The following is a 25166-nucleotide window of genomic DNA, read 5'->3' as shown; positions in this document are numbered from 1 at the left end:
CCCGGTGCCGGCCGACCTCCCCTTCTGAGCGGGCGGGGACCAGGCCGTACGTCCGCCGCACGGGCGCTGAGCCTGAGAGGGCGCATGAGCCAGACCCGACACGTCCCGGTGATGCTCCAGCGGTGCCTGGACCTGTTGGCCCCGGCTCTGGAGGCGCCGGGGCCGCCGCAACCCGTGGTCGTCGACTGCACCCTCGGCCTCGGCGGACACAGCGAGGCGCTGCTCGCCGCCTTCCCCTCCGTGCGGCTGATCGCCCTGGACCGGGACAAGGAGGCGCTGCGGCTCTCCGGCGAGCGGCTCGCCCCGTACGGCGACCGGGCCACCCTGGTGCACGCGGTCTACGACGAACTTCCCGAGGTGCTCGACCGGCTCGGCGTGCCCCGGGTCCAGGGCGTCCTGTTCGACCTCGGTGTCTCCTCCATGCAACTGGACGAGGCCGACCGCGGATTCGCGTACGCCCAGGACGCCCCGCTCGACATGCGCATGGACCAGACGACCGGCATCGGCGCCGCCGAGGTACTCAACACCTACCCGCCGGGCGAACTGGTCAGGATCCTGCGCGCCTACGGCGAGGAGAAGCAGGCGAAGCGGATCGTCTCGGCGATCGTCCGCGAGCGCGAGAAGGAGCCGTTCAGCAACAGCGCCCGGCTCGTCGAACTGATCCGTGACGCGCTGCCGCAGGCCGCCAAGCGCACCGGGGGCAACCCGGCCAAGCGCACCTTCCAGGCGCTGCGCATCGAGGTCAACGGAGAGCTCTCCGTCCTCGAACGTGCCATTCCGGCCGCGGTGCGGAGCCTCGCGGTCGGCGGCCGGATCGCCGTCCTCTCGTACCACTCGCTGGAGGACCGGCTGGTCAAGCAGGTCTTCGCGGCGGGCGCCGCCACCACGGCACCGCCCGGTCTGCCGGTCGTGCCCGAGCGCTATCAGCCCCGGCTGAAGCTGCTGACCCGTGGTGCGGAGCTGCCCACCGAGGAAGAGGTCGCGGAGAACCGGCGTGCCGCTCCCGCCCGGCTGCGCGGCGCCCAGCGGATCCGCGAGGACGAGCGATGAGCGCCCGGCGCCCGGGGGTGCGGACACCGTCGCCGATCGGGGCGGCGCGGTGAGCAGGCAGGCCCGGCAACTGAAGGGCCGGGCCGCGCGACTCACCCGGCTGATGCCGTCCGGGCCCAGCACCGCGGCCCGCACCCCCTTCGTCCTGCTGGTCGTCCTGCTCCTCGGCGGCGGCCTCATCACGCTGCTGCTGCTCAACTCGGCGCTGAGCGAAGGATCGTTCCGGCTCAGTGAGCTGAAGAAGCGGACCACCGAGCTCACCGACGAGCAGCAGGCGCTCCAGCACGACGTCGACGGCTTCTCGAAGCCGGACGCGCTGGAGCGACGGGCCCGCGAACTGGGCATGGTGCCCGGTGGCAGCCCGGCCTTCCTCGGCCCGGACGGGAAGGTGCGCGGCGTGCCCGACGAGGCGAGCGCCGAGCCGACCCCCGCGCCGCCGAGGGCGCCCGCCGCCCCCGCGAACACGCCCTCCGCCGGAACCCCGGCCCCCACCGCCGGTCCGGCCTCGCCGTCGGCACCGGCGGGCCCGCCGCCCGCCTCCGCGAAGCCCGGCGCCTCCGCGAATCCGCCCGCCGGGGCGCATGCTCCGGCAGACCAGTCCCCGACGAGCCCTGGCAGGTGACGCAGTGCCGCCCAAGGAACCACCGCGCCGCCGAGTCCCCGGCCCCGCGCGCCCACGCGGCGCCGCCGGAGGCCAGGGGCGCCCCCGGCCCGCCGCCCGCCGCCCCTCGTCCCCGGCTCCGCGCCCCCGGGCGCCCCGCAACCGTTCCGCGCGCCCGCTGCGGCTCGGCAGTCCGCGCCCGCGCCTCCGCCTCGTCAGCCTCACCCTGACGCTCGTCATGCTGGTGTTCGTCGTCCGGCTGCTCCAGGTCCAGGCCGTCGACGCCAACGCGTACGCGGCCAAGGCCAAGGTGAACCGCTACCTCAGCTACACCGTCTCGGCCGAGCGCGGCCAGATCACCGACCGCAGCGGCGTCGCGCTGGCCACCAGCGTCGACGCGTACGACATCACCGCCGACCCGTTCATGTTCACGCCCGACTTCAGCAAGGCGCCCGACGCACCCCAGCAGGCGGCGGCACTGCTCGCCCCGATCCTCGGCACCGATGCCGCCGAACTGACCAAGAAGTTGTCCGGAAAGGGCCGCTACGCCGTCCTGGCCCGCCGACAGACCCCGCAGGTCTGGAACCAGATCAGGGACCTCAAGTCCGTCTTCGCGGAGAAGGCCGCGAAGGACAGGGCGGCCGGCGGCCCCGGGGCCAACGTGCTGGCGGGGATCTTCCAGGAGGCGACCACCAAGCGGGTCTACCCCAACGGCGGACTCGCCGCCGGGATACTCGGCTACGTCAACGCCGAGGGCAAGGGCGCCGGCGGACTCGAATCGCAGCTGGACAAGGAGCTCGCGGGCGAGGACGGCACGATCAAGTACGCCCAGTCCGGCGGTCGACGGGTGCCCACCGCGGACACCAAGGAGGTTCCGGCCGTCCCCGGTTCCGACATCGAGCTGACCATCGACCGCGACATCCAGTGGGCCGCCCAGCAGGCCATCGCCGCCCAGGTGAAGAAGTCCAAGGCGGACCGCGGCTACGTCATCGTGCAGAACACCAGGACCGGCGAGGTCCTGGCCATGGCCAACGCGCCCGGCTTCGACCCCAACGACCTCTCGAAGGCCGATCCGGCGTCGCTGGGCAACGCCGCACTCCAGGACGTGTACGAGCCCGGCTCCACCAGCAAGGTCATGTCCATGGCCGCCGTGCTGGAGGAGGGGGCCGCCACCCCCGGCACCCACGTCACCGTCCCCAACCGGCTGCACCGCGGCGACCGGCTCTTCAAGGACGACATCGACCACCCCGAATGGCACCTGACGCTCAACGGCGTACTCGCCAAGTCGAGCAACATCGGCACCATTCTGGCCACCGGCGAACTGGGCAAGACCCAGCCCGAGGCCAATAAGGTCCTCTACTCCTACCTGCGTAAATTCGGCATCGGCTCGCCGACCGGCCTCGGCTACCCGGGCGAGACCCCCGGCATTCTCGCCAAGCCCGGGGACTGGTCGACCTCGCAGCAGTACACGATCCCGTTCGGCCAGGGCCTCTCGCTCAACGCCATGCAGGCCGCCTCGATCTACTCGACGATCGCCAACGGCGGCGTCCGCATCACGCCCACACTGGTGCGCGGCACCAAGGGCCCCGACGGGCACTACGAACCCGCGCCCGCGCCCGAGAAGGCCCGGGTGGTCAGCGAGAAGACCGCCAAGACGCTCGCCGCCATGCTGGAATCGGTGGTCGGCGACGAGGAGGGCACCGGGACCAAGGCCAAGATCCCCGGCTACCGGGTGGCGGGCAAGACGGGTACGGCCAACCGGGTCGACCCGGTGCGCGGCGGCTACCACGGCTACACCGCCTCCTTCGCGGGCTTCGCACCGGCCGACGACCCGCAGATCACCGTCTACTGCGCGATCCAGAACCCCACCCGGGGCAGCTATTTCGGCGGCCAGATCTGCGGGCCGATCTACAAGCAGGTCATGGAGTTCGCGCTGAAGACCCTCCAGACCCCGCCGTCCGGCAGCCCGCCGGCCCGGCTGCCGGTCTCCTTCGATCCCGGCGAGTGAACACGGGGAACCGACCAGTGACAACCATCACCCCCGATCCCGGGAACCGGAACGAGAACCACCGGAACGCCGGGCCCTCACTTCGCGAGAGGCCCGGTGAGCCCGGTACGCTCACCGCCGTGCCCCACGCTGATCAGTTCCAAACCACCCAGAAGGACGCGCCTGTGAACTACCCGGGAGCGCCCCGCCCGGATCGGCTCGGCCCGACGCCCCTCGGCGAGCTGGCGGCCCGGCTGGGAGCCGAACCGCCGGGAACCGGCGACGTCACCGGCATCACCCACGACTCCCGCGCGGTCCGCCCCGGGGACGTCTACGCGGCCCTGCCGGGCGCCCGCTTCCACGGCGCCGACTTCGCCGCCCAGGCGGCCGGGCTCGGCGCGGCGGCGGTCCTCACCGACCCGGCCGGCGCCGAGCGGGCAGCCGCCACCGGACTGCCGGTCCTGGTCACCGAGGACCCGCGCGGCCGGATGGGCGAACTCGCCGCCGAGATCTACGGACGGCCCGGCGCCGATCTCCTGCAGATCGGCATCACCGGAACCTCCGGCAAGACCACCACCGCCTACCTCGTCGAGGGCGGCTTCCGCGGCGCCGGGCGCGCCACCGGCCTGATCGGCACGGTGGAGACGCGGATCGGCGACGAGCGCATCAAGTCCGAGCGCACCACGCCCGAGGCCACCGACCTCCAGGCCCTGTTCGCCGTGATGCGCGAACGCGGTGTCGACGCGGTGACCATGGAGGTCTCCAGCCACGCGCTGGTGCTCGGCCGGGTCGACGGCTGCGTCTTCGATGTCGCCGTCTTCAACAACCTCAGCCCGGAGCACATGGAGTTCCACTCCGGGATGGAGGACTACTTCCAGGCCAAGGCACAGCTCTTCACCCCCCGGCGCAGCCGGCGGGGCGTCGTCAACTTCGACGACGCGTACGGCCGCAGGCTGATCGCCGAGGCGTCCGTGCCGGTCGTCACCTTCTCCGCCGAGGGACACCCGGACGCCGACTGGCGCGCCGAGGACGTCGAGGTCGGGCCCCTGGGCTCCACCTTCACCGCCGTCGGCCCCGAGGACGAGCGGATCGCCGCCAGGGCCCCGCTGCCCGGCCCGTTCAACGTCGCCAACACGCTCGCCGCGATCGTCACGCTCGCCGTCGCCGGGCTCGACCCGCAGACCGCGGCCGACGGCATCGCCGCCGTCCCGGGCGTCCCCGGCCGACTGGAGCGCGTAGACGCCGGACAGGACTACCTCGCCGTCGTCGACTACGCGCACAAGACCGACGCCGTCGAGTCCGTCCTGCGCTCGCTGCGCAAGGTCACCCGGGGCAGGCTGCACATCGTCCTGGGCTGCGGCGGCGACCGCGACACCACCAAGCGCGGCCCGATGGGCGCCGCCGCCGCCCGGCTCGCCGACACCGCCGTGCTGACCTCGGACAACCCCCGTTCCGAGGACCCCCTCGGAATCCTCGCCGCCATGCTCGCGGGCGCCGCCGAGGTGCCCGTCCACGAGCGGGGCGACGTCCTGGTCGACGCCGACCGGGCCGCCGCCGTCGCCGCCGCGGTCGCCCGTGCCGAGCCCGGTGACACCGTGCTCGTCGCCGGCAAGGGCCACGAGCAGGGCCAGGACATCCATGGCGTGGTACGCCCCTTCGACGACCGCGTGGTCCTGCGCGCGGCCATCGAGCGCTCCCTGGGACACCGCGGCACCGAGAACGCCGCCGACCGCGCCCACACCCACGAGAACAACAGTCAGGGATGACCAAGTGATCGCCCTTTCCCTCGCCGAGATCGCCGAAATCGTCGGCGGGCAGTCGCACGACATACCCGATCCGGCAGCAGTCGTCAGCGGGCCCGTCGTCATCGACTCCCGGAAGGTGGAGCAAGGCAGTCTGTTCGCGGCCTTCGCCGGCGAGCGGGTCGACGGCCACGACTACGCGCAGCGCGCCGTCGAGGCGGGCGCGGCAGCCGTGCTGGCCGCCCGCCCCGTCGGTGTTCCGGCGATCGTCGTGGACGACGTCGTGGCCGCCCTCGGCGCGCTCGCCCGCGCCGTCGTCGGCCGCCTCGGCACCACCGTCGTCGCCCTCACCGGCTCCGCGGGCAAGACGTCCACCAAGGACCTCATCGCCCAGCTCCTGGAACGCAAGGGGCCCACCGTCTACCCGGCGGGCAACCTCAACAACGAGATCGGACTGCCGCTCACCGCGCTGCGCGCCACCGAGGACACCCGGCACCTCGTCCTCGAAATGGGTGCCCGGTACATCGGCGACATCCGCTACCTCACCGGCCTCGTCCCGCCCCGGGTCGGCCTCGTCCTCAACGTCGGCACCGCCCACATCGGCGAGTTCGGCGGCCGGGAGCAGATCGCCCGGGCCAAGGGCGAGATGGTCGAGTCGCTGCCGGAGGACGGCGTGGCGGTGCTCAACGCCGACGACCCGCTGGTACGCGCCATGGACTCCCGGACGAAGGCCCGGGTGGTCCTCTTCGGCGAGGCACCGGAAGCGGACGTACGGGGCGAGAACGTACGTCTCACCGAGGACGGCAGGCCCGCTTTCGCGCTCCACACACCCACCGGGTGCAGTGATGTGACCATGCGCCTGTACGGTGAGCACCACGTGTCGAACGCGCTCGCCGCGGCCGCCGTCGCCCATGAGCTGGGCCTGTCCGCAGACGAGATCGCCGAAGGGCTCTCCGAGGCGGGCTCCCTCTCCCGTTGGCGCATGGAGGTCACCGAGCGACCGGACGGCGTGACGTTCGTCAATGACGCCTACAACGCGAACCCCGAATCCATGAGAGCGGCGCTGCGTGCGCTGGTCGCCATGGGGAAGGGCCGTCGCACGTGGGCGGTGCTCGGCCCGATGGCCGAGCTGGGCGACGCCTCGCTCGCCGAGCACGACGCGGTCGGACGGCTCGCCGTCCGGCTCAACGTCAGCAAGCTCGTCGCGGTCGGGGGCCGAGAGGCCTCGTGGCTGCAACTGGGCGCATACAACGAGGGTTCGTGGGGTGAGGAGTCGGTGCATGTGTCCGACGCACAGGCTGCGGTCGACCTGCTGCGCAGTGAACTGCGCCCGGGAGACGTCGTGCTGGTGAAGGCGTCCCGGTCGGTCGGCCTGGAGCAGGTCGCCATGGCACTGCTGGGGAACGCGTCCGAGGGCGAGGTCGCCGGCCGATGAGGCAGATCCTGTTCGCGGGGGCCATCGGGCTCTTCCTGACCCTGGTCGGAACCCCGCTGCTGATCAAACTGCTGGCCCGCAAGGGATACGGGCAGTTCATCCGGGACGACGGCCCGCGTACCCACGGGTCCAAGAAGGGCACACCCACCATGGGTGGGATCGCCTTCATCCTGGCGACGATCATCGCGTACTTCCTCGCGAAGGTGATCACCGGCGAGCCGACGACGTTCTCCGGCCTGCTGGTGCTCTTCCTGATGGCCGGCATGGGGCTCGTCGGCTTCCTCGACGACTACATCAAGATCGTCAAGCAGCGTTCGCTGGGCCTGCGGGCCAAGGCGAAGATGGCGGGGCAGCTGATCGTCGGCGTCGCCTTCGCGGTGCTCTCGCTCCAGTTCGCCGACTCCCGCGGCAACACCCCGGCCTCCGACAAGCTGTCGTTCGTCACGGACTTCGGCTGGTCGATCGGCCCGGTGCTCTTCGTCGTCTGGGCGCTGTTCATGATCCTCGCCATGTCCAACGGCGTGAACCTGACGGACGGCCTGGACGGTCTGGCCACCGGCGCGTCGGTGATGGTCTTCGGCGCGTACACCTTCATCGGCCTGTGGCAGTTCCAGGAGTCCTGCGTCAACGCGGAGACCCTGACCAACCCCAACGCCTGTTTCCAGGTGCGAGATCCGCTCGACCTCGCCGTCGTCGCCTCCGCGTTGATGGGCGCCTGCTTCGGCTTCCTGTGGTGGAACACCTCGCCCGCCAAGATCTTCATGGGGGACACCGGCTCGCTGGCCCTCGGCGGCGCCCTGTCCGGCCTGGCGATCTGCTCCCGCACCGAGTTCCTGCTGGCGATCCTCGGCGGACTCTTCGTGATGATCACCCTCTCCGTGGTCATCCAGGTCGGCTCCTTCAAGATGACCGGCAAGCGGGTCTTCCGGATGGCACCGCTCCAGCACCACTTCGAACTCAAGGGGTGGTCCGAAGTCCTTGTGGTGGTCCGCTTCTGGATCATCCAGGGCATGTGCGTGATCGTCGGCCTCGGTCTCTTCTACGCAGGATGGGCAGCCGGGAAGTGAGCACAGTGGACTGGCAGGGCACACGCGTCGTCGTCGCCGGGCTGGGCGTCTCCGGAATCCCGGTGGCGCGGGCGCTGTACGGCCTCGGGGCCGTCGTCACGGTGGTCAACGACGGGGACGACGAACGTTCCCGCGCGCAGGCCGCCGAGCTGGAGTCCTGGGCAGCGGCGCGCAGCGCCTCGGCCGAGGGCGGCGGTGGGCGACGGGCGGGCGGAATCACCGTGCGCCTCGGCGACGGCGCGACCCTGCCCGAGTCCACCGAGCTCATCGTCACCGCCCCTGGCTGGAAGCCCGACAAGCCGCTGTTCGCCGCAGCGGCCGAGGCGGGCGTCCCGGTCTGGGGCGACGTCGAACTCGCCTGGCGGCTGCGCGGCCTGGACGGCAGGCGGCCCGCACCCTGGCTCGCGGTCACCGGCACCAACGGCAAGACCACGACCGTGCGGATGCTCGCCTCGATCCTGGAGGCGGCCGGGCTGCGCACCGCGGCCGTCGGGAACATCGGCGTGTCCCTCCTGGACGCCGTCCTCGGCGACGAGGAGTACGACGTGCTCGCCGTCGAACTCTCCAGCTACCAGCTGCACTGGGCGCCGTCGCTGCGCGCCCACTCAGCGGTCGTCCTCAACCTGGCCCCGGACCACCTCGACTGGCACGGCTCCATGGAGGCGTACGCCGCGGACAAGGGCCGGATCTACGAGGGCAACCGGGTCGCCTGCGTCTACAACGCGGCCGAGAAGGCCACCGAGGACCTGGTCCGCGAGGCCGACGTCGAGGAGGGCTGCCGGGCCATCGGCTTCACCCTGGGCACGCCGGGCCCCTCGCAGCTCGGCGTCGTCGACGGCATCCTCGTCGACCGCGCCTTCGTGGAGAACCGGCAGAAGCAGGCCCAGGAGCTCGCCGAGGTCAGCGACATCGACCCGCCGGCCCCGCACAACATCGCCAACGCGCTGGCGGCGGCGGCCCTGGCCCGCGCCTTCGGCGTCGAGCCCGCGGCGGTGCGGGACGGCCTGCGGGCCTTCCGGCCCGACCCGCACCGCATCGAGCACGTCGCGGACGTGGACGGGGTCGCCTACGTCGACGACTCCAAGGCCACCAACACCCACGCCACCGAGGCGTCCCTCGCCGCCTACGACCCGATCGTCTGGATCGCCGGCGGCCTCGCCAAGGGCGCCTCCTTCGGTGAACTGGTCGCCGGCGCCGCCGGACGGCTGCGGGGCGTCGTGCTCATGGGCCGGGACCGGGCGCTGATCCGCGAAGCCCTCGCGCGACACGCCCCCGAGGTCCCGGTGGTGGACCTCGACCGGACCGACACTGGGGCGATGTCCGAGGCGGTCCGCGAGGCGGCACGGCTCGCCCGGCCGGGGGACACCGTGCTGCTGGCCCCGGCCTGCGCCTCGATGGACATGTTCGTCAATTACAACAAGCGGGGCGAGGCGTTCGCGGACGCGGTGCGCGCGCTCGCAGCCGAGAGCGACTGACGGGCCCGGCCTCCGCGCCGTACTGTCCCGGACGACCGGGCGCGGGCGGCCGTCCGGGGCCCGGCCCTCGGCGGCGGCGGCCCCGGGCACGCACAGTGGAGGGGACAGCGACCATGCCGGCCGACGAGAGCTCAGCCGTACCCCGCGGGGACCGCCCACGGGCCGTCACGGCGATCAGCCGGGCATTCGCCCCGCCCCTGCTCGCCGGTGCGGGCGCCCCGGTGGCGCCCGGGACGGCCCTGCGGGTCCGTTCCGCCGCAGGTGCCCGGCAGCCTGCGGCACCCCGTCCCAAGGGGCGTGCCACCGGTTCCCCGCGCGCGCCCCGCGGCGGCGGCGCACGGCGGGCCCACGAGCGGCTGCGGAGGGCCTGGGACCGGCCGCTGACCGCGTACTACCTGCTCCTGGGCGCCGGCCTGCTGATCACCGTGCTCGGCCTCGTCATGGTCTACTCCGCCTCGATGATCAAGGCCCTGGAGCTGGACAAGCCCAGCAGCTACTTCTTCCGCAAGCAGTTCCTCGCCGCCGTCGTCGGCGGCGGTCTGATGGCGCTCGCCGCCCGGATGCCCGCCAAACTGCACCGGGCCCTGGCCTACCCGTTGCTCATGGGAACCGTCTTCCTGATGGCGCTGGTCCAGGTGCCGGGGATAGGGATGTCGGTCAACGGCAACCGCAACTGGCTCTACCTGGGCGGCCCCTTCCAGCTCCAGCCCAGCGAGTTCGGCAAGCTCGCCCTGGTCCTGTGGAGCGCGGACCTGCTCGCCCGCAAACAGGACAAGCACCTGCTCACGCAGTGGAAGCACATGCTCGTGCCGCTCGTCCCGGTCGCCTTCATGCTCCTCGGGCTGATCATGCTCGGCGGCGACATGGGCACTGCGATCATTCTCACGGCGATCCTGTTCGGACTGCTCTGGCTGGCCGGAGCCCCCACCCGGCTCTTCGCCGGGGTGCTCGGCTTCGCGGCAGTGATCGCCTTCCTGCTGATCAAGACCAGTCCGAACCGGATGTCCCGGCTCGCCTGCATCGGCGCCAGCGAGCCCGGTCCGGGGGACGCCTGCTGGCAGGCAGTGCACGGCATCTATGCTCTGGCATCCGGCGGATGGTTCGGTTCCGGTCTCGGTGCGAGTGTGGAAAAATGGGGTCAACTACCTGAACCGCACACCGACTTCATCTTCGCCATCACCGGGGAGGAACTGGGGTTGGCGGGGACGCTGTCGGTACTCGCCCTCTTCGCGGCTCTAGGCTATGCGGGTATCCGCGTGGCCGGACGCACGGAGGACCCCTTCGTGAGGTACGCCGCGGGAGGCGTGATCACCTGGTTCATGGCGCAGGCCGTGATCAACATCGGTGCGGTGCTCGGCCTGCTGCCGATCGCCGGTGTCCCGCTCCCGCTGTTCTCCTACGGGGGGTCGGCCCTGCTGCCGACCATGTTTGCGCTCGGGCTGCTGATCGCGTTCGCGCGACAGGAACCCGCCGCGAAGGCGGCCCTGGCCATGCGGAGGCCCGGGGTGAGATGGAAGACGATGAGACGGCGCGTCAAGAAGCGTCCGTCCGGAGAGCGGTGAATTTCGGTGCATGTCGTACTCGCCGGTGGGGGGACCGCCGGCCACATCGAGCCCGCGCTCGCCCTCGCGGACGCCCTGCGCAGGCAGGACCCGACCGTGGGGATCACTGCCCTCGGCACGGAGCGCGGACTCGAGACCAGGCTCGTACCCGAGCGGGGGTACGAACTCGCCCTGATCCCTGCCGTGCCGCTGCCGCGCAAGCCCACTCCGGAACTGATCACCGTCCCGGGCCGGCTGCGCGGCACCATCAAGGCCGCCGAGCAGGTCCTGGAACGCACCAAGGCTGACTGCGTGGTCGGCTTCGGCGGCTACGTCGCCCTGCCCGGCTACCTGGCGGCCAAGCGGGCCGGTGTGCCGATCGTCGTCCACGAGGCCAACGCCCGGCCCGGTCTGGCCAACAAGATCGGCTCGCGGTACGCGTACGGGGTCGCCGTCTCCACCCCCGACAGCAAGCTCCGCGGCGCCCGCTACATCGGCATCCCGCTGCGCCGCACCATCGCGACCCTGGACCGCGCCAGGGTCCGCCCCGAGGCGCGTGCCGCCTTCGGCCTGGACCCCAACCTGCCGACACTGCTGGTCTCCGGCGGTTCGCAGGGCGCGCGGCACCTCAACGAGGTGGTCCAGCGGGTCGCCCCGCTGCTCCAGCGCTCCGGGATCCAGATCCTGCACGTGGTCGGCCCGAAGAACGAAATGCCGCGCGTCGACAACATGCCGGGGATGCCCCCGTACATCCCGGTACCGTACGTGGACCGGATGGACCTCGCGTACGCGGCGGCCGACATGATGCTCTGCCGCGCGGGTGCGATGACCGTCGCGGAACTCTCCGCCGTCGGGCTCCCGGCCGCGTACGTACCGCTGCCCATCGGCAACGGCGAACAGCGGCTCAACGCCCAGCCGGTGGTGAACGCGGGCGGCGGCCTGCTGGTGGACGACGCCGCGCTCACCCCCGAGTGGGTGCAGGGCAACGTCCTGCCGGTGCTCGCGGATCCGCACCGGCTGTACGAGATGTCCCGCGCCGCGGCCGAGTTCGGCCGCCGGGACGCCGACGACCTGCTCGTCGGCATGGTGTACGAGGCGATTGCCGCACGCCGAGGCGCGTGAGGCGGACGGTTCCGGGGGCGGTGCCCCCGGAACCGGCATAAGGAGCGAGCGTGGCCGGACCGACGACCGCCCAGCGCGGTGCAGCCCAGCAGAAGAACGCCCCGGCCCGTCCGAAGCGCCCCCGGCCGCGACCCGAGGGGCGCCGACGGCTCGGCCGCGGGCAGTTGATCCTCATCGGGGTGATGGTGCTGCTGCTCGGTTCCGGCGCGGTGTGGGTGCTCTACGGCTCCTCCTGGCTCCGGGTCGAACAGGTCCGGACGACCGGTGTCGACGTGCTGACCCCGGCCGAGGTGGAGGCCGCCGCGGCGGTGCCGATCGGCGCCCCGCTCGTCTCCGTGGACACCGATGCCATTGCCGGCCGATTGGTCCGGAAGGTGCCTCGTATCGATTCCGTGGATGTCGTACGGTCATGGCCGCACGGAATCGGACTTAAGGTGACCGAGCGGCAACCGGTTCTCCTGATGAAAAAGGGTGCGAAGTTCATCGAAGTGGACGCCAAGGGTGTTCGTTTCGCAACGGTGGACAAATCGCCCGGACATGTTCCGCTGCTGGAACTGACGCCCAATCAATCGGCGAGCCTGCGCCGCTTCGACAGTGCCCGGCTGGTCCGGGAGGCGGTCCGGGTGGCGGGCGGACTTCCGGACCGTGTCGTCAGGGATACCAAGGTCGTGCGGGTGACCTCGTACGATTCGATTTCCCTGGAGCTCACCCGGGGGCGCACGGTGAACTGGGGCAGTGGTGAGGACGGGCCGGTGAAGGCGAAAGTTCTCACTGCCCTGATGAAAGCGGCGCCCAAAGCGGGGCACTTCGACGTGAGTGCCCCCACCGCCCCTGCGGCGTCGGGTGATTGACGAGTATCCGGCCTGGCCGAGACCCTGGTTGGTCATCGCTACGGGTGATCACATAGGGTGAAAAGAAAAACGGGAGGTTCGGCGTGTTCGTTGAACGCGCGCCACTTGTCGACTTAGTGTCCTGTTCGGAAGAGTCCATGAAGCAGACACACTGTTAACCCTAAACTTCAACGTTAGGGTTTGGGTCGGCGATTCGGACCGCCCCAATCGGCATCCGTCGTCGCGGCGGGAACACCGCGCAGCGACGACACGTAACTCGAGGCGAGAGGCCTTCGACGTGGCAGCACCGCAGAACTACCTCGCAGTCATCAAGGTCATCGGTGTCGGCGGCGGTGGTGTCAATGCCATCAACCGAATGATCGAGGTCGGTCTCAAGGGCGTCGAGTTCATCGCGATCAACACGGATGCGCAAGCCCTGTTGATGAGCGACGCCGACGTCAAGCTCGACGTCGGCCGCGAACTCACCCGCGGCCTCGGCGCCGGGGCCAACCCGGCCGTCGGTCGCAAGGCGGCAGAGGACCACCGAGAGGAGATCGAGGAGGTCCTCAAGGGGGCCGACATGGTCTTCGTCACCGCCGGAGAGGGTGGCGGCACCGGCACCGGCGGCGCACCTGTCGTCGCCAACATCGCCCGTTCGCTGGGCGCCCTGACGATCGGTGTGGTCACCCGCCCGTTCACCTTCGAGGGCCGGCGGCGCGCGAACCAGGCGGAGGACGGCATCGCCGAACTCCGCGAAGAGGTCGACACCCTCATCGTCATCCCCAACGACCGCCTGCTGTCCATCTCGGACCGCCAGGTCAGCGTGCTCGACGCGTTCAAGTCGGCCGACCAGGTGCTGCTCTCGGGCGTCCAGGGCATCACCGACCTGATCACCACGCCCGGCCTGATCAACCTCGACTTCGCCGACGTCAAGTCGGTCATGTCCGAGGCCGGATCGGCGCTCATGGGCATCGGTTCGGCGCGAGGCGACGACCGCGCGGTGGCCGCCGCGGAGATGGCGATCTCCTCGCCGCTCCTGGAGGCGTCCATCGACGGCGCCCGCGGCGTCCTGCTCTCCATCTCCGGCGGCAGCGACCTCGGTCTCTTCGAGATCAACGAGGCCGCCCAGCTGGTGAGCGAGGCGGCGCACCCCGAGGCGAACATCATCTTCGGCGCGGTCATCGACGACGCGCTGGGCGACGAGGTGCGGGTCACCGTGATCGCGGCAGGCTTCGACGGCGGACAGCCGCCGGCCCGCCGCGAGAACGTCCTGGGCGCGAGCTCGGCCAAGCGCGAGGAGACGGTGCCGCCGGTCCGGTCCGCCGAATCCGTGCGCCAGGGCGGCGGGCTGGGCTCCGTGCCGCCGCGCGAGGAGCCCAAGGCCCCGGTCGAGCCCACCCCGGTCGCCGAGACGCACCTGCCGCCGGTCACCGCACCGCACATCCCGCCGGCCCGCCCCTACCAGGACTCGCAGGTCGAAGAGCTGGATGTCCCGGACTTCCTGAAGTGATAGTCCCGCACCACCCGGTTCCGACGGAGACCTCGGAAACCTCGGGGGGCCGTGCACACTTCGCCTTCACCGACAGGTGGGGCGGGGTGAGCGCGGCCCCGTACCAGGAGCTCAACCTCGGCGGCGCGGTCGGCGACGACCCCGCCGCCGTTCTGGCCAATCGCGAGCGCGCCGCCCGGACCCTCGGTCTGGACCCGGCGCGCGTCGTCTGGATGAACCAGGTGCACGGGCGGGACGTCGCCGTCGTCGACGGCCCCTGGGGGGACGCCTCGCGGATCCCCGCCGTCGACGCCGTGGTGACCGCGCGGCCCGGACTCCCGCTGGCCGTGCTCACCGCCGACTGCACCCCGGTACTACTCGCCGATCCGGTGGCGGGGATCGCGGCGGCCGCGCACGCCGGCCGTCCCGGCCTGGTCGCCGGAGTCGTTCCCGCAGTGGTCGAGGCCATGATCGGACTCGGAGCCGAGGCATCCCGGATTGTCGCCCGCACCGGGCCGGCCGTCTGCGGACGGTGCTACGAAGTCCCGTCCGGGATGCGGGCCGAGGTGGCCGAGGCCGTACCGGCCTCCTGGTCCGAGACCAGCTGGGGCACTCCGGCCGTGGATGTCACCGCCGGGGTCCACGCCCAGCTCGACGCCCTCGGGGTGACGGACCGGCAGGCATCGCCGGTCTGCACCCTCGAATCGGTTGATCACTTCTCGTACCGCCGCGACCGCACCACAGGGCGGCTCGCCGGATATGTCTGGTTGGACGGATAGGGCATGACGGACCGCAGGGCTCAACTCGCCGAGAATCTGGCACGGGTGGAGGAGCGCATCGCCGCGGCGTGCGACGCCGCCGGCCGTGCGCGGCAGGACGTGACCCTCATCGTGGTCACCAAGACCTACCCCGCGAGCGATGTGCGGATTCTGCATGAACTCGGTGTGCGCCATGTCGCGGAGAACCGCGATCAGGACGCCGCACCCAAGGCGGCCGAATGTGCAGATTTGCCGCTCACATGGCACTTTGTTGGTCAGTTGCAGACGAATAAGGTTCGTTCTGTGGTCAGTTACGCCGATATCGTGCAGTCCGTGGACCGGATTCGACTGGTTACCGCCCTGTCCGCGGCGGCCGCGCGCGAGGGCCGTGAACTCGGCTGCCTCGTCCAGGTCGCGCTCGACGCGGAGAGCGGGGAGCGGGGCGAACGGGGCGGCGTCGGGCCGGACGGGATCGAGGAGTTGGCCGCCGCGGTCGAGTCCGCACCCGGGCTGCGGCTCGACGGTCTGATGACCGTGGCGCCGCTCGCCGGACCGTATGCCGGACGCCAACGCGCCGCCTTCGATCGGCTGATGGAATTCTCATCCCGCCTGCGCGGGAACCATCCTGCTGCGAACATGGTCTCCGCGGGGATGAGTTCGGACCTGGAGGACGCGGTGGCGGCCGGAGCGACACATGTACGCGTCGGTACGGCGGTACTCGGAGTCCGACCGAGGCTCGGGTAACGTCGCCAAGCGAGTCGGACCACAGCAGAAAATATGGTCAATCCCGCCGATGGCGGGCAGGCCACAGTGGATCGCGGGGCACTTGGTGACAGATGCCGATCCACCACAGAGCGGAGGATGCAGAGCATGGCCGGCGCGATGCGCAAGATGGCGGTCTACCTCGGCCTCGTGGAGGACGATGGGTACGACGGTCCGGGGTTCGACCCCGACGACGAATTCGAACCCGAGCCGGAGCCCGAGCGGGACCGGCGGCGGCACCAGCCCGCGCATCAGGTCGAGCGGGAGCGCGAACGGGAGCGCGAGCGGGACGAACCGGTGCGAGCGGTGCAGCCTCCCGCACAGCGGGAGCCGGTTCAGATCCCGGCGGAAAGGGAGCGACCCGCCCGAATCGCCCCCGTGGCATCCATCACACCTGAACGTCCGAACATGGAGAAGAACGCACCGGTGATCATGCCCAAGGTCGTGTCCGAGCGGGAGCCGTACCGCATCACCACGCTGCACCCCAGGACCTACAACGAGGCCCGTACCATCGGGGAACACTTCCGTGAGGGCACTCCGGTGATCATGAATCTCACGGAGATGGACGATACGGATGCGAAGCGACTTGTCGACTTTGCCGCAGGACTCGTCTTCGGTCTCCATGGCAGCATTGAGCGCGTGACGCAGAAGGTGTTCCTGTTGTCGCCTGCTAACGTCGATGTCACGGCGGAGGACAAGGCCCGCATCGCTGAGGGCGGATTCTTCAACCAGAGCTGAGAACACGACAACGGGAACGACTCGGCCGAGAGGCCGGAGCCAGAGAGCCAGGGGAGAGGGAAGCGCGAGATGGGCGTCGCACAGCAAGTTGTCTATATCGCGTTGACGTGCTTCTTCATCGTGCTGATCTTCCGGCTGGTCATGGACTACGTCTTCCAGTTCGCACGTTCATGGCAGCCCGGCAAGCCGATGGTCGTCATACTCGAGGCCACCTATACGGTCACCGATCCACCGCTCAAGCTTCTGCGACGGTTCATCCCGCCGCTGCGTATCGGGGGCGTGGCACTTGACCTGTCCTTCTTCGTTCTGATGATCATCGTTTTCATCCTGAGAGGCATCGTGATCGGGTTGTGAGCGATACGGTCTTGCCGACTGCCGACGACTACGTAGAGGTGAAGAAGAGATGCCGCTGACCCCCGAGGACGTGCGGAACAAGCAGTTCACTACCGTCCGTCTCCGAGAAGGCTACGACGAGGACGAGGTCGATGCCTTCCTCGACGAGGTCGAGGCCGAGCTGACCCGCCTGCTCCGTGAGAACGAGGACCTGCGCGCCAAGCTGGCCGCCGCCACGCGTGCCGCCGCGCAGAACCAGCAGCAGCAGGGAATGCGCAAGCCGGAGCCGCAGGACCGGCCCGGGGCCCCCGTGCCCGCCGCCATATCGGGTCCGCCGGTCCAGCAGCAGCCCCCGCAGATGGGTCCCCCCCAGCTGCCCGGTGGTGCTCCGCAGCTGCCCGCCGGTCCCAGTGGTCACGGCCCCGGTCCCCAGGGCCCGCACGGCCCCGGTCCGCAGGGCCCGCACGGCCCCGGCCCGATGCAGGGCGGTCCCATGGGCGGCCCGATGGGTGGTCCCATGGGCGGTCACGCCCCGCAGCAGCAGATGCAGCAGATGCAGCAGCCGCCGCAGATGCAGCAGCCCGGTCAGGGCCCCGGCGGCGACAGCGCCGCCCGTGTCCTCTCCCTCGCGCAGCAGACCGCCGACCAGGCGATCGCGGAGGCCCGTTCCGAGGCCAACAAGATCGTCGGCGAGGCGCGCAGCCGTGCCGAGGGTCTGGAGCGCGACGCGCGGGCCAAGGCGGACGCGCTGGAGCGGGACGCGCAGGAGAAGCACCGCGTGGCGATGGGCTCGCTGGAGTCGGCCCGCGCGACGCTGGAGCGCAAGGTCGAGGACCTGCGCGGCTTCGAGCGCGAGTACCGGACGCGGCTGAAGTCGTACCTGGAGAGCCAGCTGCGTCAGCTGGAGACGCAGGCGGACGACTCGCTCGCCCCGCCGCGGACCCCGGCTGCCGCCTCGCTCCCGCCGTCCCCGTCCCCGTCGCTGGCCCCGGCCGGTGCGGGTGCCATGGGGCACAGCATGGGCGGCAACCACGGCAGCCAGCCGATGGGCGGCAGCCCGTCCATGGGCGGTGGGCCCTCGTACGGCGGCCAGCAGCAGATGTCGCCCGCGATGACCCAGCCGATGGCGCCGGTGCGCCCGCAGGCGCCGCAGCCGATGCAGCAGGCACCCTCGCCGATGCGCGGCTTCCTCATCGACGAGGACGACAACTGAGCCGGGTGCGCGCGGTGAGCGCGTAGCCGTCGGCAGGCTGAGGGCCGGGCCCCGGGGATTCCCCCGGGGCCCGGCCCTTTGCCGTGGGCGGGCCGGGACTCGCCGGGAACATGCCGGAGGCCCGCCCCGGAACAGGGCCTGTTCCGGGGCGGGCCTCCGTGCGGTGCGCTCGGACTACTGCCCGGTGTGCTCCGTCTTGCGGAGGCGGAACGTCAGGGCCAGGCCCTCGTCCTCGAACGGGGTGCCGTAGTCCGGGTCGGCCTCGCCCTGCGCGTAGTCGAGTGCGAGGACCTCATCCGCGATCAGGGCGGCATGTTCGGTCAGCGCCTCCGCCGTGGCGGGGGAGGCCGACGTCCAGCGGACGGCGATGCGGTCGGCGACGTCAAGGCCGCTGTTCTTGCGGGCCTCCTGGATGAGCCGGATCGCGTCACGGGCGAGGCCCGCGCGCCGCAGCTCCGGGGTGATCTCCAGGTCCAGGGCGACCGTCGCTCCCGAGTCGGACGCGACCGACCAGCCCTCGCGCGGGGTCTCGGTGATGATCACCTCGTCGGGGGCGAGGGAGACCGTCTCGCCGTCCACCTCGACCGAGGCCGTCCCCTCGCGCAGGGCCAGCGAGAGCGCGGCCGCGTCGGCGTCGGCGACCGCCTTGGCCACCGCTTGGACGCCCTTGCCGAAGCGCTTGCCGAGCGCGCGGAAGTTGGCCTTCGCGGTGGTGTCGACCAGCGAGCCCCCGACCTCGGAGAGCGAGGCCAGCGAGGAGACGTTCAGCTCCTCCGTGATCTGGGCGTGCAGTTCGGGCGAGAGCGACTCGAAGCCGGACGCCGCGACCAGGGCGCGGGACAGCGGCTGACGGGTCTTGACGCCGGACTCGGCACGGGTGGCCCGGCCCAGTTCGACAAGGCGGCGCACCAGCGCCATCTGCGTCGAGAGCGACGGGTCGATCGCCGCCGGGTCCGCCGCGGGCCAGGTCGAGAGGTGCACCGACTCGGGGGCGTCCGGGGTGACCGGAACCACCAGGTCCTGCCAGACCCGCTCGGTGATGAACGGGGTGAGCGGGGCCATCAGCCGGGTCACCGTCTCGACGACCTCGTGCAGCGTGCGCAGCGCGGCCTTGTCGCCCTGCCAGAACCGGCGGCGCGAGCGGCGGACGTACCAGTTGGACAGGTCGTCGACGAAGGCGGACAGGAGCTTGCCGGCGCGCTGGGTGTCGTAGCCCTCCAGCGCCTGCGTGACCTGGGCCACCAGCGTGTTCAGCTCGCTCAGCAGCCAGCGGTCCAGGACGGTGCGCTCCGCCGGGGCCGGGTCGGCCGCGGACGGCGCCCAGTTCGACGTCCGGGCGTACAGGGCCTGGAAGGCGACCGTGTTCCAGTAGGTCAGGAGGGTCTTGCGGACGACTTCCTGGATGGTGTTGTGGCCGACGCGGCGGGCTGCCCACGGGGAGCCGCCGGCCGCCATGAACCAGCGGACCGCGTCGGCGCCGTGCTGGTCCATGAGCGGGATCGGCTGGAGGATGTTGCCGAGGTGCTTGGACATCTTGCGGCCGTCCTCGGCGAGGATGTGGCCCAGGCAGACCACGTTCTCGTAGGACGACTTGTCGAAGACCAGGGTGCCGACCGCCATCAGCGTGTAGAACCAGCCGCGGGTCTGGTCGATGGCCTCCGAGATGAACTGCGCCGGGTAGCGGCTCTCGAAGATCTCCTTGTTCTTGTAGGGGTAGCCCCACTGCGCGAACGGCATCGAGCCCGAGTCGTACCAGGCGTCGATGACCTCGGGGACGCGGTACGCCTCCAGCTGGCAGTTCTCGTGCGAGCAGGTGAACGTGATCTCGTCGATGAACGGGCGGTGCGGGTCGAGCCCGGAGAGGTCGGCGCCGGTGAGCTCGCCGAGCTCCGCGCGCGAGCCGACACAGGTGAGGTGGCCGTCCTCGCAGCGCCAGATCGGCAGCGGGGTGCCCCAGTAGCGGTTGCGGGACAGCGCCCAGTCGACGTTGTTGTTCAGCCAGTCGCCGAAGCGGCCGTGCTTGACCGAGTCCGGGAACCAGTTGGTCCTCTCGTTCTCCGCGAGCAGCCGCTCCTTGACGGCGGTGGTGCGGATGTACCAGGAGGGCTGGGCGTAGTAGAGCAGCGCGGTGTGGCAGCGCCAGCAGTGCGGGTAGCTGTGCTCGTACGGGACGTGCCGGAAGAGCTTGCCGCGGGCGGACAGGTCCTCGGTGAGCGCCTCGTCGGCCTTCTTGAAGAAGACGCCGCCGACCAGCGGCAGGTTCTCCTCGAAGGTGCCGTCCGGGCGGACCGGGTTCACGACCGGGAGGCCGTACGCCTTGCAGACCAGGAGGTCGTCGGCGCCGAAGGCGGGGGACTGGTGGACCAGACCCGTGCCGTCCTCGGTCGTCACGTACTCGGCGTTGACGACGTAGTGCGCCTCGGCGGGGAAGTCCACCAGCGTGAACGGGCGCTCGTACGTCCAGCGTTCCATCTCGCGGCCGGTGAAGGTCTCACCGGTGGTGGTCCAGCCCTCGCCCAGGGCCTTCTCGACGAGCGGCTGGGCGACGACGAGCTTCTCCTCGCCGTCGGTCGCCACGACGTACGTGACGTCGGGGTGGGCGGCGACGGCGGTGTTGGAGACCAGGGTCCAGGGGGTGGTCGTCCAGACCAGCAGCGCGGCGTCGCCGGCCAGCGGGCCGGAGGTGAGGGGGAAGCGGACGAAGACCGAGGGGTCGACGACTGTCTCGTACCCCTGCGCCAGCTCGTGGTCGGACAGGCCGGTGCCGCAGCGGGGGCACCAGGGGGCCACGCGGTGGTCCTGGACCAGCAGGCCCTTCTTGAAGATCTCCTTCAGCGACCACCACACCGACTCGACGTACTCGGGGTCCATCGTGCGATAGGCGTCGTCGAGGTCGACCCAGTAGCCCATCCGGGTGGTGAGCTCGGTGAACGCATCGGTGTGGCGGGTCACCGACTCGCGGCACTTGGCGTTGAACTCGGCGATGCCGTACGCCTCGATGTCCTTCTTGCCGTTGAAGCCCAGCTCCTTCTCCACCGCGAGCTCGACCGGCAGCCCGTGGCAGTCCCAGCCGGCCTTGCGGCCGACGTGGTAGCCCTGCATGGTGCGGAAGCGGGGGAAGACGTCCTTGAAGACGCGGGCCTCGATGTGGTGGGCGCCCGGCATGCCGTTGGCGGTGGGCGGGCCCTCGTAGAAGACCCACTCGGGGCGGCCGTCGGACTGTTCGAGGGTCTTGGCGAAGACCTTGTTCTCGCGCCAGAAATCGAGCACGGCGTGCTCCAGCGCGGGCAGGTCGACCTGGGCGGGGACCTGGCGGTACTGCGGCGATGTCATGGGCGGACTTCCTCCGGCGGACGATTTCCACTTCCGTCGGAGGGACGAGAGCCTGGCTCCCGCGGTACCACCCTCCTTGGCCCCGGGCACAGGCCCGTGGCCCCCTCATTGGGGTCGCGATGCCGGTTCTACTTGCCCTGGGGCGTTCTTCCGGCTGCTCCGGGTGATCTTCACGACGCGCTCGCCCCCGGGCTTCCACCGTCCCCGGGTCGCTCCTGGCTGCGTACGACGCTACTCGTCCCATCCACGCCTCTCGCTCAGGCCAGTGTACGGGCCCGTACGGGCATCGGCCGACCGGATATCGCGCGGCGCGGGCGTGACCCGAATGGGCAGACGGGGACGGGGCGGTCCGGAGGCGGTCGCCGGGCTGCCGGGGGCCGGATTACCGGGCGGTGAGCTGGGCACAACGGATTCAGGCAGGTCGGCGTACGGGGGCGGGCGCGCGCGAACGGGCGGCGTGCCACGTTGCCGCGGGGCCGGTGTCGATTTATCGTCCCAGCACGATTCACGTGCAAGATCACAATATGTGAAGGGGCCGCGGCCATGGTGGCGAAGAAGTCCGCCGCGAAGAAGACGGCGTCGGCGAGATCCACGGGGGCGGCGGCAGGGAGCACGGGTCCGAAGGAGGGTACGGAGAGCGGCGAGGGGGCGGGCTCGGCCACGTCCGGCGGGAGGAGCGGTGCCGGGCCCGCCGCGGCGGAGGGGACGGCCCCGGCAGGGACGTCCGCGGGGAGGACCGCGGCGAAGAGGGCCACGGGGGCGAAGGCCGCGGCACCGGCCCGCAGGGCCCCCGCGAGGAAGAGCGCGGCAGAGAAGGCTTCGAAGAAGGCCGCCCCGGCGGCCACGGAGGCGGCCGAGTCCGCCGAGCAGACGGGAGTCCACACGGTGGTAGCCAAGAAGAGCAAGGCCGGGGCCCGCAGGGCCGACGAGGACGCGCCGGGCGGCGGGGTCGCCACGACCGCCCCGGGCGAGCTGGCGGTTCGGCCCGGAGAGGACCCCTGGACCCGCGAGGAGGTGGACGAGGCACGGGCCGTCCTGACCGGCGAGTTCACTCGGCTGCGCAGCGAACTGGAATCGGCGGGCGCGGCGCTCGCCGGGCTGATGCGCGACTCCGGTGACGGGGCGGGCGACGACGAGGCTGACACCGGGACCAAGAACATCACCCGGGAGCACGAGATGGCGCTCGCCGCCAACGCCCGGGAGATGCTGGACCAGACCGAGCGGGCGCTGGCCCGGCTCGACGCCGGCACGTACGGACTGTGCGAGGTCTGCGGCAAGCCGATCGGCAAGGCGCGGATGCAGGCGTTCCCCCGCGCCACCCTCTGCGTCGAGGACAAACAGAAGCAGGAGCGACGCGGTTGATCCACCGCGGTGTGCCGTACCCTCGTCCTCAGTCAGGAACCTAGGTTGAGGGACTCACGTGGCAGAGGCGGAGCGCATCATCGATACGCCGGACATCCCCGATGCTGAGGGGGCCGAGGGGGAGGGGACCGGGAGCCCGGTCGGCGGGACGTCCGGGGCGACGACGGAGGAGACGTCCGAGGCGGCGCCCGGTGCGGGCAGGCGGAAGATCGCGGTGCTCTTCGGCGTGGCCGTCGTCGCCTACCTGCTGGACCTGGTCAGCAAGGTGGTCGTGGTCGCGAAGCTGGAGCACCACCAGCCGATCGAGGCCATCGGCAGCTGGCTGAAATTCGACGTGATCCGCAACTCGGGTGCCGCGTTCAGCTTCGGCGAGGCGTACACGATCGTCTTCACCGCCATCGCGGCGACGGTGATCGTCGTGATCGCACGGCTGGCCCGCAAGCTCTACAGCCTGCCGTGGGCGATCGCGCTCGGCATGCTGCTCGGCGGCGCGCTCGGCAACCTCACCGACCGTCTCTTCCGCGCCCCCGGTGTCTTCGAGGGCGCGGTCGTCGACTTCATCTCCGTGGAGCACTTCGCCGTCTTCAACCTCGCCGACTCCGCGATCGTCTGCGGCGGCATCCTGATCGTGCTCCTCTCCTTCCGGGGCCTGGACCCCGACGGCACCGTGCACAAGGACTGACCGCCGAGACCGGCCGAGAGTGCACGGTGGCCGACGGCACCGTGCACGCGGACCGGCGACCGCAAGGCATACTCGATCGGGTGAGTACGTATCCCGAGGTCCGCACCCTGCCCGTTCCCGACGGTCTGGAGGGCGAGCGCGTCGACGCCGCCATCTCCCGCATGTTCGGCTTCTCCCGCACCAAGGCCGCCGATCTGGCCGCCGCCGGGAAGGTGCAGGTGGACGGTGCGGTGGTCGGGAAGTCCGAGCGGGTGCGGGGCGGCGCCTGGCTGGAGGTGGAGATGCCGCAGGCGCCCGCACCGGTGCAGATCGTCGCCGAGCCCGTCGAGGGCATGGAGATCGTGCACGACGACGACGACATCGTGGTGATCGTGAAGCCGGTCGGGGTCGCCGCCCATCCGAGCCCCGGCTGGACCGGCACGACGGTGATCGGCGGGCTCGCGGCGGCCGGGTACCGGATCTCCACGTCCGGTGCGGCCGAGCGCCAGGGCATCGTCCACCGCCTCGACGTCGGCACCTCCGGCCTGATGGTCGTCGCCAAGTCGGAACGCGCGTACACCCTGCTGAAGGCGCAGTTCCGCGACCGGGTCGTCGAGAAGAAGTACCACGCGTTGGTGCAGGGCCACCCCGACCCGATGAGCGGCACCATCGACGCCCCCATCGGGCGCCACCCGAACCACGACTACAAGTGGGCCGTCACGGCCGAGGGAAAGCCCTCCGTGACGCACTACGACCTCATCGAGGCGTACCGGGCCGCCAGCCTCCTGGACATCAAGCTGGAGACCGGCCGCACGCACCAGATCCGGGTGCACATGTCCGCCCACCGCCACCCCTGCGTCGGCGACCTCACCTACGGCGCCGACCCGACGATGGCCAAGCGCCTCGGTCTGACACGGCAGTGGTTGCACGCCGTCCGGCTCGGTTTCGAGCACCCCTCCGACGGCAGCTGGGTGGAGTTCTCCAGCGACTACCCGGACGACCTGCGGACGGCGCTGGACAGGATCGCGGCGGAGAGCCGGTGACCGGCATCCCCGCCACCGCGTACACCACCCGCGTCGCCGTCGGTGAGCAGGACCTCGCTGCCTGCTTCCAGGTCCGCAAGGACGTCTTCGTCGGCGAGCAGAACGTGGCCGAGGAGATCGAGTACGACGACCTCGACGCGGTCGCGGTGCACGTGCTCGCCGTCGCCGCGGACGGCACCGCGCTCGGCACCGGCCGACTGCTGCACGGCCCCGAGGCCGCCGACCGGACCGGCGGCGACCTCGCCGTCGGCTCGCTGGGCCGGCTTGCCGTCACCGCCCGCGCACGCGGCCTGGGCGTCGGGGCGGCGCTGGTCCGGGCGATCGAGGACGCGGCACGCGACCGCGGCCTGACGGCCGTCGACCTGCACGCCCAGACGCATGCGCTCGGCTTCTACGAGCGGCTCGGATACGCGGCGTACGGCCCGGAGTTCCCGGACGCCGGCATCTCCCACCGGGCGATGCGCCGCACCCTCTGACGGCCCGCGGATCAGCGCCGGCCACGGGTACGTCGCCCGGCCGCAAGTCGGGCGAAGGGGGTGTTGTCCGGAAAGTGACCCTTGCGTGGCAGGCTTGAGGTCCAGACCGGTCGGCCGCGGAGGTCGGCCCACCGTGCTCCGGAAGGCA

21 protein-coding genes are annotated in these 25166 nt (G+C 71.3%); 20 read left to right on the top strand and 1 reads right to left on the bottom strand.

The features are described 5' to 3' along the window. Nucleotides 1-84: 84 nt before the first annotated feature. The 16 genes from rsmH to ACFC79_RS14030 all read left to right on the top strand — a co-directional run bounded on the left by rsmH (nucleotide 85) and on the right by ACFC79_RS14030 (nucleotide 18143). A complete protein-coding gene (rsmH, locus tag ACFC79_RS14105; protein ID WP_376239426.1) occupies nucleotides 85-1050 on the top strand; it encodes a 16S rRNA (cytosine(1402)-N(4))-methyltransferase RsmH in 966 nt (321 codons plus the stop codon). A 49-nt stretch (nucleotides 1051-1099) separates the two neighbouring features. Continuing rightward, on the top strand, nucleotides 1100-1672 hold the full coding sequence (locus tag ACFC79_RS14100) for a septum formation initiator family protein (protein ID WP_376239423.1): 573 nt from the start codon (nucleotides 1100-1102) through the stop codon (nucleotides 1670-1672). A 4-nt stretch (nucleotides 1673-1676) separates the two neighbouring features. Further along, a complete protein-coding gene (locus tag ACFC79_RS14095; protein WP_376239421.1) occupies nucleotides 1677-3659 on the top strand; it encodes a penicillin-binding transpeptidase domain-containing protein in 1983 nt (660 codons plus the stop codon). A gap of 17 nt (nucleotides 3660-3676) precedes the next feature. After that, entirely contained in the window at nucleotides 3677-5404 is a 1728-nt protein-coding gene (locus ACFC79_RS14090) for a UDP-N-acetylmuramoyl-L-alanyl-D-glutamate--2,6-diaminopimelate ligase (protein WP_376239420.1), read from the top strand. A gap of 4 nt (nucleotides 5405-5408) precedes the next feature. Continuing rightward, nucleotides 5409-6815 (top strand): UDP-N-acetylmuramoyl-tripeptide--D-alanyl-D-alanine ligase, encoded by a 1407-nt coding sequence (murF, locus tag ACFC79_RS14085; protein ID WP_376239418.1) that lies wholly within the window; start codon nucleotides 5409-5411, stop codon nucleotides 6813-6815. Then, nucleotides 6812-7882 (top strand): phospho-N-acetylmuramoyl-pentapeptide-transferase, encoded by a 1071-nt coding sequence (gene mraY / locus ACFC79_RS14080; RefSeq protein ID WP_376239416.1) that lies wholly within the window; start codon nucleotides 6812-6814, stop codon nucleotides 7880-7882. Before murF ends, mraY begins: the two co-directional genes overlap by 4 nt. Continuing rightward, nucleotides 7879-9357: a UDP-N-acetylmuramoyl-L-alanine--D-glutamate ligase gene (murD, locus tag ACFC79_RS14075; protein ID WP_376239414.1), complete on the top strand. Its 1479-nt coding sequence runs from the start codon at nucleotides 7879-7881 to the stop codon at nucleotides 9355-9357. The genes mraY and murD overlap by 4 nt, the downstream gene beginning before the upstream one ends. A 113-nt stretch (nucleotides 9358-9470) precedes the next feature. Continuing rightward, on the top strand, nucleotides 9471-10919 hold the full coding sequence (gene ftsW, locus ACFC79_RS14070; protein ID WP_376239411.1) for a putative lipid II flippase FtsW: 1449 nt from the start codon (nucleotides 9471-9473) through the stop codon (nucleotides 10917-10919). Between the two features lie 6 nt (nucleotides 10920-10925). Beyond that, complete coding sequence (gene murG, locus ACFC79_RS14065) at nucleotides 10926-12020, top strand: undecaprenyldiphospho-muramoylpentapeptide beta-N-acetylglucosaminyltransferase (RefSeq protein ID WP_376239409.1); 1095 nt, start codon at nucleotides 10926-10928, stop codon at nucleotides 12018-12020. A gap of 50 nt (nucleotides 12021-12070) precedes the next feature. After that, the gene (locus ACFC79_RS14060) at nucleotides 12071-12871 is read left to right on the top strand and encodes a cell division protein FtsQ/DivIB (protein WP_376239406.1); all 801 of its coding nucleotides are present in this window, start codon (nucleotides 12071-12073) and stop codon (nucleotides 12869-12871) included. 277 nt (nucleotides 12872-13148) lie between these two features. Further along, on the top strand, nucleotides 13149-14360 hold the full coding sequence (gene ftsZ / locus ACFC79_RS14055; protein WP_376239405.1) for a cell division protein FtsZ: 1212 nt from the start codon (nucleotides 13149-13151) through the stop codon (nucleotides 14358-14360). After that, a complete protein-coding gene (gene pgeF, locus ACFC79_RS14050; protein ID WP_376239403.1) occupies nucleotides 14357-15118 on the top strand; it encodes a peptidoglycan editing factor PgeF in 762 nt (253 codons plus the stop codon). Before ftsZ ends, pgeF begins: the two co-directional genes overlap by 4 nt. 3 nt (nucleotides 15119-15121) lie before the next feature. Continuing rightward, nucleotides 15122-15841, top strand: a complete 720-nt coding sequence (locus ACFC79_RS14045; protein WP_376239400.1) for a YggS family pyridoxal phosphate-dependent enzyme — start codon at nucleotides 15122-15124, stop codon at nucleotides 15839-15841. 126 nt (nucleotides 15842-15967) lie between these two features. After that, nucleotides 15968-16597: a cell division protein SepF gene (locus tag ACFC79_RS14040; protein WP_376239593.1), complete on the top strand. Its 630-nt coding sequence runs from the start codon at nucleotides 15968-15970 to the stop codon at nucleotides 16595-16597. Between the two features lie 69 nt (nucleotides 16598-16666). Next, a complete protein-coding gene (locus ACFC79_RS14035) occupies nucleotides 16667-16951 on the top strand; it encodes a YggT family protein (protein ID WP_376239398.1) in 285 nt (94 codons plus the stop codon). A 49-nt stretch (nucleotides 16952-17000) separates the two neighbouring features. Then, nucleotides 17001-18143 carry a DivIVA domain-containing protein gene (locus ACFC79_RS14030; RefSeq protein WP_376239395.1) on the top strand — a complete coding sequence of 381 codons (1143 nt, stop codon included), beginning with the start codon at nucleotides 17001-17003 and terminating at the stop codon, nucleotides 18141-18143. A gap of 174 nt (nucleotides 18144-18317) precedes the next feature. Here the strand turns inward: ACFC79_RS14030 and ileS are convergent, their stop codons facing one another. Next, nucleotides 18318-21476: an isoleucine--tRNA ligase gene (ileS, locus tag ACFC79_RS14025; RefSeq protein WP_376239392.1), complete on the bottom strand. Its 3159-nt coding sequence runs from the start codon at nucleotides 21474-21476 to the stop codon at nucleotides 18318-18320. 543 nt (nucleotides 21477-22019) lie between these two features. Between ileS and ACFC79_RS14020 the strand changes: the two genes are divergently transcribed. The 4 genes from ACFC79_RS14020 (at nucleotide 22020) to ACFC79_RS14005 (ending at nucleotide 25018) form a co-directional block, all read left to right on the top strand. Continuing rightward, a complete protein-coding gene (locus ACFC79_RS14020; RefSeq protein WP_376239389.1) occupies nucleotides 22020-22838 on the top strand; it encodes a TraR/DksA family transcriptional regulator in 819 nt (272 codons plus the stop codon). Nucleotides 22839-22896: 58 nt separating this feature from the next. Further along, nucleotides 22897-23520 (top strand): signal peptidase II, encoded by a 624-nt coding sequence (lspA, locus tag ACFC79_RS14015; RefSeq protein ID WP_376239386.1) that lies wholly within the window; start codon nucleotides 22897-22899, stop codon nucleotides 23518-23520. An 80-nt stretch (nucleotides 23521-23600) separates the two neighbouring features. Further along, a complete protein-coding gene (locus tag ACFC79_RS14010; RefSeq protein WP_376239383.1) occupies nucleotides 23601-24542 on the top strand; it encodes an RluA family pseudouridine synthase in 942 nt (313 codons plus the stop codon). Further along, entirely contained in the window at nucleotides 24539-25018 is a 480-nt protein-coding gene (locus tag ACFC79_RS14005; RefSeq protein ID WP_376239380.1) for a GNAT family N-acetyltransferase, read from the top strand. The genes ACFC79_RS14010 and ACFC79_RS14005 overlap by 4 nt, the downstream gene beginning before the upstream one ends. Nucleotides 25019-25166: the final 148 nt, after the last annotated feature.

This window comes from Streptomyces sp. NPDC056061 (genome assembly GCF_042266885.1).
Lineage (GTDB): Bacteria > Actinomycetota > Actinomycetes > Streptomycetales > Streptomycetaceae > Streptomyces.
This window is presented reverse-complemented; position numbering and strand designations above follow the sequence as displayed.